Source organism: Gammaproteobacteria bacterium (genome assembly GCA_029862005.1).
Classification (GTDB): Bacteria; Pseudomonadota; Gammaproteobacteria.
The window spans coordinates 1-3,504 of record JAOTYD010000088.1 but is presented as its reverse complement, the minus strand read 5'-3'; the positions used below and the strand labels follow the sequence as shown (position 1 = coordinate 3,504).

General features: G+C 49.5%; 5 protein-coding genes. All 5 read right to left on the bottom strand.

The genetic code is table 11. The features are described from left to right. The coding region (locus OES20_19015) for a fused MFS/spermidine synthase (GenBank protein MDH3636784.1) at positions 1 to 238 on the bottom strand (238 nt) is incomplete at its 3' end. 325 nt (positions 239 to 563) lie between these two features. Beyond that, entirely contained in the window at positions 564 to 1,199 is a 636-nt protein-coding gene (locus OES20_19010; protein ID MDH3636783.1) for an ankyrin repeat domain-containing protein, read from the bottom strand. A gap of 134 nt (positions 1,200 to 1,333) precedes the next feature. Next, positions 1,334 to 1,978: a hypothetical protein gene (locus tag OES20_19005; GenBank protein ID MDH3636782.1), complete on the bottom strand. Its 645-nt coding sequence runs from the start codon at positions 1,976 to 1,978 to the stop codon at positions 1,334 to 1,336. Between the two features lie 342 nt (positions 1,979 to 2,320). Continuing rightward, positions 2,321 to 2,662 carry a hypothetical protein gene (locus OES20_19000; protein ID MDH3636781.1) on the bottom strand — a complete coding sequence of 114 codons (342 nt, stop codon included), beginning with the start codon at positions 2,660 to 2,662 and terminating at the stop codon, positions 2,321 to 2,323. 153 nt (positions 2,663 to 2,815) lie between these two features. Further along, positions 2,816 to 3,504 (bottom strand): hypothetical protein (locus tag OES20_18995; GenBank protein MDH3636780.1); only part of this gene is annotated, 689 nt, incomplete at its 5' end.

Below are 3,504 nucleotides of genomic sequence, written 5' to 3'. Positions count from 1 at the left end.
TGCGCTCATCGGCACCGCGGTCTGCCCAGCGACCTCCTAGCCAGTTACCCAGCGAAAGACCGGCTAGAATAACGCCGATAATTGAAGTCCAGCTATAAATGGTAACCCCTACATAGGGGGCGATTAGTCTACCAGCAGTAATTTCAAGAACAAGAAGTATCGCTGAACTCAGGAACACGGTTAAGCCATACCAGGCCAGTCGTGTTCTGTTCAGATTATAGTTGTTCGAAATATTCAATCTGGTGACCGTTAACTCTTGCCGGCTCTGGGGACTATTATGTGACAGACTAGGAATTAATTGTACTATGACAGTTCTCGTGCCACAGACTTCGGATTCGGTGCCGATGTGGTTTTCGAATGGCAGTATGACGGCAACCGGTGGCGGATTTGGTTACATCTATCAGGACTGGAAGTCCACTTCTGGCCGAAGATTGCCGCCTACCAGGGTATTTTGAGCGGCTCCTTTGGAGAAAACAGCCGCTCAGATTTTATTTCTCCGCGGCAAAAAACGACCCGAAACGGACACTGGCATCTATAAAAAAACCTACCCTTTTAGATCATATTTAGTCTTGCTTCTTTTCACTCGCTGTTCGCAGCAAATTGGCGATCTCCGAATAGTTACGGGTTGTTGCATGGGCTAATGGAGTAATGTTGTTCTTATCCGATATATTTGTATCGGCACCAGCCTCGATCAGTAATCGTACGATCTCGATGTAAGTCGGCCCGCCATCGCCAAGAATGATGGCCTCCAGCAGGGCCGTCCAACCCAGATAGTTTATATAATCGATGTCTATTTCGGTTTTGAGCAACTCACGCACGGTTTCAACGTGACCGTGATGGGCTGCCGGGATCAAAGCGGTACCGCCGTATCGATTGACACTGGAGAGATCCGCACCGTGGGCGAGTGTCATTCGCAGAATTTCAAGTCGGCCTTCGGCACCCGCGTAGAGATAAGGCGAATCGGTAATATTATCCATCGCGTTTACATTGGCACCTGCGTCGATCAGGACGCGCGCAACCTCGATCGCATTGTGATGGGTGGCGAGTAACAAAGCGCTGCGACCATTTGCGTCACGAGTTTCGATATCAATCCCCTGTGCCAGCATCTTTTGAACCGCAACCGAATCATCTTTCGCAGCCGCGGCCAGAAATAGAGCCGCTAACGAGGCAGTCGATTCATTCGCATGTGTAGTACCCATTACAGTTAACGCCAAACAAAACAAGAGGCTAAACAACAGGGAGGGTCGCCCGCCCCCGCAAACGGAATCATCATGTAACACTTAATCGGTTCCTGCCTGGTGGTCGCCGCATTCCCGATTATTCGATTGATTATCTAATCAGCTGCAAAGCAATAGAACTTTCCAGCACCACCTGTTTTCGTCAATGCCTCCTGGCTACAACCGCGCGATGCATGGGCGGAGCTCCAGGACGGATTGCCACCCCCATGTCGGTCATGATGGCCAACCTGTGCACTGCCTTCGCCACTGCTAGTCCAGTTGCTGCAGGTGTGATCCTTATCATCAGGAAAGTAAGCGGTACCGTCGTCCTGGGACCCAGTCAGGATGTCGTGCTCATTGGGTTTATCGTAGCGACCCTTTATGCGATTACCGGACTCGTCGAGTGCAGTTTCCAGGGTGATGGTTTTATTGTAAAGATGCAGGTCAGTCGGGTTGGTTGCTATCAAAATGCCGCGCGCATTGTACCAGGGGCCATTGCCGATGCGGTTTCTTGCGAAGACGCCACGCTTTTTCGGTTCCTCGGTGCTCAGGTAAGCTTTCCAGTCGCGATCTCCCGCACCCACTGCAGCAGCCAGTTTCTGACAGTGTGCATCCGCACCTTTTAGTCCGCCCAAATCAGCACCATTCCCCATGCCAACACTGGTTACGAAAAAACCCATTGGCCTGTCTTCGGCATGCGCTATAAAAGAAATAAATAATGTCGTTACGACAAATGCCAGCACATTAATTTTTTTATTCATGATCTTAATCTCCATTTTGCAAATAAATTGTTGGGACCGATTCGAGACAACGTTTAATCAGGCCGGATACGCAACCTAGATCGGCGATCGAGGTTTACATCGCGAGGATTAAAATATGCCTTCTCCTCTACCAGGTCAGGGTTACTGGCTCTGGCAGGGGACTAGATGGTATACCGATAATCGTTCAGTAGACCATTCGATTTTCTTGATACTGTACATAATTCAGGTATTTAATGTAGAAACTGGTTAGCAAGAGCCCTTCCTCCAATAGCGTACATTTGCTTGACGATAACAAACTTCCGATTACGGCTAAATTCAGATATCTGTATCCTTCAAATCAGTTTACAGTTCTGCCGGAATCAGCAAGTTAACGATTTGTTCAAAAGAAACCACGGTTCCTTTATGACCGGTTGCCTGATATTGGGTCAGTACGAAGAAATGGGCGATCTCCCGAAATCCCAGTCCATCCCTTCCGCTGGCGGTCCATTGATCAATACTGTCCTCTGCCTGCTGTAACATCTGGTCTACACGTGACAAATCGACTTGTTGGGTGTGCAAGAGAACTTCCCTGTAAAGCGCCTTATCGTACAAGTCAGGATTCTTGGCACTCACTGTTGAATACGCTTCCAGCAGGCGCTTGATAACACGTTTCGCAAAACGCTTTTCTTTAAAGGCTAAAAACATCTAATGCCAACACCATAAGGGATAGCTTGTTAAACATGAGAAGCTCTCCAATAACTCGTTTTTCATATTATTGCCGCGTAACTTTACAGAATTTAAGATAAAAGCAACCTGGCATCTTCGTTACCTTACGATTGCGAATTTGGGTCGCAGCTGTCAAAAATATCCATTCAACTGAACAAAAAACAGGTCAGCGTTCTGGGTGTCGTTTTGTGGTATGCCGTCGTTAAAGCGGACGCCGGTCCGCAGTTGAGTGGCGACAATTGGGAAGTACTCGTACACCACGCTGTATCGATTGCGCTCGTCCTCGTCGAGGTCATCGTCGGGATCAAAGTACCCGTAGCTTATTTTGAGATTGTGTCCCTGTTGAATCCACCAGTTCGCCTCGACGAAGGCTGCCCATTGTTTGCGACCTGTCGGCCCTAGCGCGTCATCGTCGATATGATCGATTTCTCCTAACCAGCTTACCGGACCGGTCTTTACCCCGCCGAATACTCCCCATACAGTTCGTTCGGCGTCTTCCGCATCATTGAAATTCGCACTGGCGCCAATCTGCCATCCGCTGTAAATGAAAGTACTGTGCAGGCTGAATTGCTTACCAGTATCTACTTCGCCACCCCCCGCGGTGCCGTTGGTAATCGCAAAGCGCAGGTTTGCCGGTCCCACGACGATGCCAGACTCGATACCGTTGTCTGGATTCTCCATATTGAGGCCGGTCGCCTGACGCACGAATTCCGTGTCGTCCTCGAGGCGCCATCCATGCGGCAGAAAGAACTTCCCCACTTTGATATAGGCTGATTGCTCCGGGAACTGCAATAGCGCGACGGCTTCGCGATTACTGGAGG